This window comes from Anaerotignum sp., from assembly GCF_045122575.1.
Taxonomy (GTDB): Bacteria; Bacillota; Clostridia; order Lachnospirales; family Anaerotignaceae; genus Anaerotignum_A.
The window spans coordinates 1-4,268 of sequence record NZ_JBGVHV010000185.1 but is presented as its reverse complement, the minus strand read 5'-3'; the positions used below and the strand labels follow the sequence as shown (position 1 = coordinate 4,268).

The following is a 4,268-nucleotide window of genomic DNA, read 5'->3' as shown; positions in this document are numbered from 1 at the left end:
AATTCGGAGTTCATCGCGCTCATCGCTGATAGGCTCAGATTGGAAATGAAAGCAAGTTAAACAGAAAATACTGAAAAATCAAGCTTTTCCCCATCGTCAATTTGTACAAATCCATATAGAGCAAAATGACGAAAACAATCCCACCTATGCTAAAAGTTTGCTTACTCAAGTATACCCTCTTTACAAAAAGACACGGTACAGGAAATCTGCGCCGTGTCTTTTGTATTGAAACAGGTACAATATTATGTTACACTGATTGCGTCAAATCATTTCTGGAAGGAAAGGAGACTCGCCTATGCCCGTTGTAAAAGTGGAACTGGTCGGCAAACAGGATGCCGCCATGAAAAAAGATCTGATGGAATATATCGCTGAACAGATCAGCGTTATTTCCAACACCCCTATGCAGAATATCTATGTTTTCATCCATGAATGGGATGCAGAAAATGTACTCCGCAAAGACCCCGTCATCACTTTGGACTGGGTAGCAAAACCCGACCGCGATGCTGCTGTAAAAGCAGAAATCATGAAAAATATTGTAAATAAGGTAGAGGCTTTGACCGGTATCGATAAAAGCGGTATTCCCTTCCTCATCACAGACCTGCCCCCCGACAGCGTATCCGTTGGCGGCGTGGCAAGGGGTTGCTCTCAACCGAAATAAGCAAACAAAAAAGACCCTTTTGGGGTCTTTTTTTATTTCTTATCCAACGCTTCCAGCGCCGCAAAGAACATTTCAAAGGGGTCATCCCAGCCATCCAGAGGATCTACCGCACTGCCATTGCAGCTGCGGAACAGATTACAGAAAAATTCTTCCTGCTCGGAAAACAGCTGCCCTACTGTCAGAGGGATCCCTTCCGCCGTACAAAGCTCACACAGAGCCAATGCAGGGTCTTTGGCATCCTTTGCCGCCCAGATACGCTGGCGCAGTTCAAAATCCAGTTCGGCCTTCTGCAGCAGCTGATACAGTTTTTCATTCATACGAATTCCCCCATTCTCTTTGGTGCTGATTTTGATACAAGTATATCATCTTTTCTCAAAAAATCAACTGCCCGATCCCTGCCAGAAGATTGACCAACACGCACAGCAAAATGCCTACCGCCGTGGGGAGCAGAAAACTGACTCCCGTCCAGAACCAGCTGTCCGTTTCCTTGCGGATGGTCAGAAGGGTTGTGGCGCAGGGGAAATGGTTCAGAGAAAACAGAATGGTGCAGACTGCCGTGACCCACGTCCAGCCATTGGCAGTCAGGATCGCCCCTGCCTGTGCCATTCCTTCCGCCTCCACCAGCATGCCGCTTTGGCTGTATACCATCAGCAGGATGGGGATCACGATTTCATTGGCAGGGATCCCCAGCAGAAAGGCCGCAAGGATGACACCGGATAATCCCATCAAAGAGCCTAACGGCTCCAGCAGAACCGTCAGACCATATAACAACGTATATCCGCCGATCTCCACATTCTGACAGATCCAGATGATCGCCCCTGCAGGAATGGCAACGGTAATGGCGCGCCCCAGTACAAAAATCGTCCTGTCCAGCACACTGCGGAGGATGACCTGCCCGATCTGCGGGCGGCGATAGGGCGGCAATTCCAGAACAAAGGCAGAGGGTACGCCTTTCAGCAATGTTTTACTCAGCACAAAAGAAACAGCCAGCGTGATCGTTACCGCAAGCACGATCAGCAGAAAAACAAAGATCCCCGCTGCTGCAGGGCTTCCCTGAGCAAAAAAGATCCCCGCCAGCAGGATCAATGTGGGAAACCGCCCGTTACACGGCACAAAATTGTTAGTCAGAATGGCAATGAGCCGCTCTCTGGGGGATTCGATAATGCGGCAGGCCGTGACCCCCGCCGCGTTGCAGCCAAAACCCATGCAGCAGGTCAATGCCTGTTTTCCATGGGCGCCTGCTTTCTGAAACAACCCATCCAGATTGAAAGCAATACGGGGCAGCAATCCGAAATCTTCCAGAAGCGTAAACAAAGGGAAAAAAATCGCCATGGGCGGCAGCATGACCGCCACCACCCAGCTAACCGTCAGATATACCCCATCCATCAGGAGACTTTCCAGCCAAAGGGGTATTCCCAGCGAAACCAGACCATTCCGCAAAATCTCTCCCCAATGGTTCATAGCCTGCATCAGAAAATTGGACGGCATATTTGCCCCTGCCACCGTGATCCAGAACACAAGCCCCAGCAACAACAGCATCAGAGGGATGCCCGTTTTCTTGGACAGGATGATTTTATCCAGCCGTTCCGTAAATCTGTCCCGTTCTTCCTGCTTCCGTACCACCGCTTTGCAGATTGCCTGCGACCGTTCCAGAAAGGCCAGCGAGCGCTTTTCCCGATAGGCTTCAGAAAGATAATCCTCCTCCGTATCCGGCACGAAAGCTGCCCAGTCGATACCCTTGGGATGGATGCGGCGGTGCCCCTCCGCAATGCCCAGCAGCATGCGTTTCAGCTCCGTCAGACCAATGCCCTGCCTTGCCGCCATGGGAACCACAGGCACGCCCGTCATCTCCTGCAGCAGCCCATGGTTCACAGTGATCCCCTTCTTCTCCGCCTCATCGGTCAGGTTCAGGCAAAAAACCACATTTTTGGTTAATTCCATGACCTGCAGCCCCAAGGGCAGATTTCGTTCCAGAGAGGTGGCATCCAGCACGACCACCACCATATCCGGTTCTTCATAGCAGATAAAATCCTTTGCCGCCCGTTCCTCCGCCGATTCGGAAAAAAGAGAATAGATCCCCGGCAGATCGTACAAGGCCACCTCCCAATCTCCCAGAGAAAAATACCCCACCGCATTGCCAACAGTTTTTCCCGACCAGTTGCCCGTATGCTGTTTCAGCCCAGTCAGAGCATTGAAAACAGTGCTTTTACCCGTATTGGGATTGCCTGCGAGGGCGATCCGCAGCTGTTTTTCAGTCATCCTGCACCGCCTCCTCCACCAGAATACAGGCCGCATCTCCATTTCTGAGGGCGATCAGCGTATCCTTCACCCGATACACCCGCGTACCGCCGCCGCAGCATTCATACAGCGGCAGGACCCGGCTGCCTCGGAAAAACCCCAGATCAAACAAACGCAGACGGCTTTCCCCCTGCACCCCGCAGACAAAGCAGGACTGTTCCACAGGGACTTCCGTAATATTCTTCCACATAGCCATTCCTCCTTCAGGAATCTGTTATGTTCAATCTATCCGAGGAAAGGCTTTTCTGTGCCTGGACAAAAAAATAGTCCCGAACCAAAAGGTTCGGGACCAAAGGCATTCTCATCAGATGCGTTCTTTGAATACGTCAACCATATCCAGTCTTTCCCAAGGCAGATCCAGATCTGTTCTGCCGAAGTGGCCATAAGCTGCTACCTGTTTGTAGATGGGTCTCAGCAGGTCGAAGTTTTTGATGATCGCTGCGGGACGCAGGTCGAAGTTTTTGTTTACGATTTCTGTGATTTCATCATCAGAAATTTTACCTGTACCGAATGTGTTTACCAGTACGGAAACGGGTTTTGCTACACCGATGGCATAAGCAACCTGTACTTCACATTTTGTAGCGATACCGGAACCAACGATGTTTTTCGCAACGTGTCTTGCTGCGTAACAAGCGGAACGGTCTACTTTTGTGGGGTCTTTACCGGAGAAAGCGCCGCCGCCGTGAGCTGCGTAACCACCGTATGTGTCAACGATGATCTTTCTGCCTGTCAGACCGGAGTCACCCATAGGGCCGCCGATTACGAATCTGCCTGTAGGGTTGATGTAGTATTTTGTTGCATCATCCAGCAGTTCTGCAGGGATCACTTTTCTTACTACGTTTTCGATGATATCTTTTTCGATCTGGCTGTGTTCCACATCGGGATCGTGCTGAGAAGATACAACTACTGTATCCACTCTTACGGGCTTATCATCTACGTATTCTACTGTTACCTGTGCTTTACCGTCGGGACGCAGGTAAGCCAGTGTGCCGTTTTTACGAACTTCTGTCAGTCTTCTTGTCAGTTTGTGAGACAGGGAGATAGGCAGAGGCATCAGTTCTTCTGTTTCGTTACATGCGAAACCGAACATCATACCCTGGTCGCCTGCACCTGTGTCAAATTCGCTGTCGTCTTCGCCGGATTTGTTTTCCAGAGAGTGGTCAACGCCCAGTGCGATGTCGGGGGACTGACCGTGGATTGCTGTCAGCACGGAGCATGTTTCGCTGTCGAAGCCGTATTTTGCTCTTGTGTAGCCGATTTCTGTCAGTGTTTCTCTAACGATTTTTTCAACGTCAACGTATGCTTCTGTTGT

At 50.5% G+C, this 4,268-nt stretch carries 5 protein-coding genes; 1 reads left to right on the top strand and 4 read right to left on the bottom strand.

All coding sequences use genetic code 11. The annotated features are described in order from the left end of the window. Window positions 1-295: 295 nt before the first annotated feature. On the top strand, window positions 296-658 hold the full coding sequence (locus ACJMLT_RS09180; protein ID WP_405729819.1) for a tautomerase family protein: 363 nt from the start codon (window positions 296-298) through the stop codon (window positions 656-658). A gap of 32 nt (window positions 659-690) precedes the next feature. Here ACJMLT_RS09180 and ACJMLT_RS09175 read toward each other — a convergent pair whose 3' ends face one another. The 4 genes from ACJMLT_RS09175 to metK all read right to left on the bottom strand — a co-directional run. Continuing rightward, window positions 691-975 carry a hypothetical protein gene (locus ACJMLT_RS09175; protein WP_405729816.1) on the bottom strand — a complete coding sequence of 95 codons (285 nt, stop codon included), beginning with the start codon at window positions 973-975 and terminating at the stop codon, window positions 691-693. A 55-nt stretch (window positions 976-1,030) separates the two neighbouring features. Next, complete coding sequence (gene feoB / locus ACJMLT_RS09170; RefSeq protein ID WP_405729813.1) at window positions 1,031-2,917, bottom strand: ferrous iron transport protein B; 1,887 nt, start codon at window positions 2,915-2,917, stop codon at window positions 1,031-1,033. Further along, on the bottom strand, window positions 2,910-3,146 hold the full coding sequence (locus ACJMLT_RS09165; protein WP_405729810.1) for a FeoA family protein: 237 nt from the start codon (window positions 3,144-3,146) through the stop codon (window positions 2,910-2,912). Before ACJMLT_RS09165 ends, feoB begins: the two co-directional genes overlap by 8 nt. A gap of 114 nt (window positions 3,147-3,260) precedes the next feature. Beyond that, the coding region (gene metK / locus ACJMLT_RS09160; RefSeq protein WP_405729807.1) for a methionine adenosyltransferase at window positions 3,261-4,268 on the bottom strand (1,008 nt) is incomplete at its 5' end.

What these genes read in the sequence shown, in the direction of transcription:
- ACJMLT_RS09180 (WP_405729819.1), top strand. Translation starts at nt 296, where the DNA reads ATGCCCGTTGTAAAAGTGGAACTGGTCGGCAAACAGGATGCCGCCATG.
- ACJMLT_RS09175 (WP_405729816.1), bottom strand. Translation starts at nt 975, where the DNA reads ATGAATGAAAAACTGTATCAGCTGCTGCAGAAGGCCGAACTGGATTTT.
- feoB (WP_405729813.1), bottom strand. Translation starts at nt 2,917, where the DNA reads ATGACTGAAAAACAGCTGCGGATCGCCCTCGCAGGCAATCCCAATACG.
- ACJMLT_RS09165 (WP_405729810.1), bottom strand. Translation starts at nt 3,146, where the DNA reads ATGTGGAAGAATATTACGGAAGTCCCTGTGGAACAGTCCTGCTTTGTC.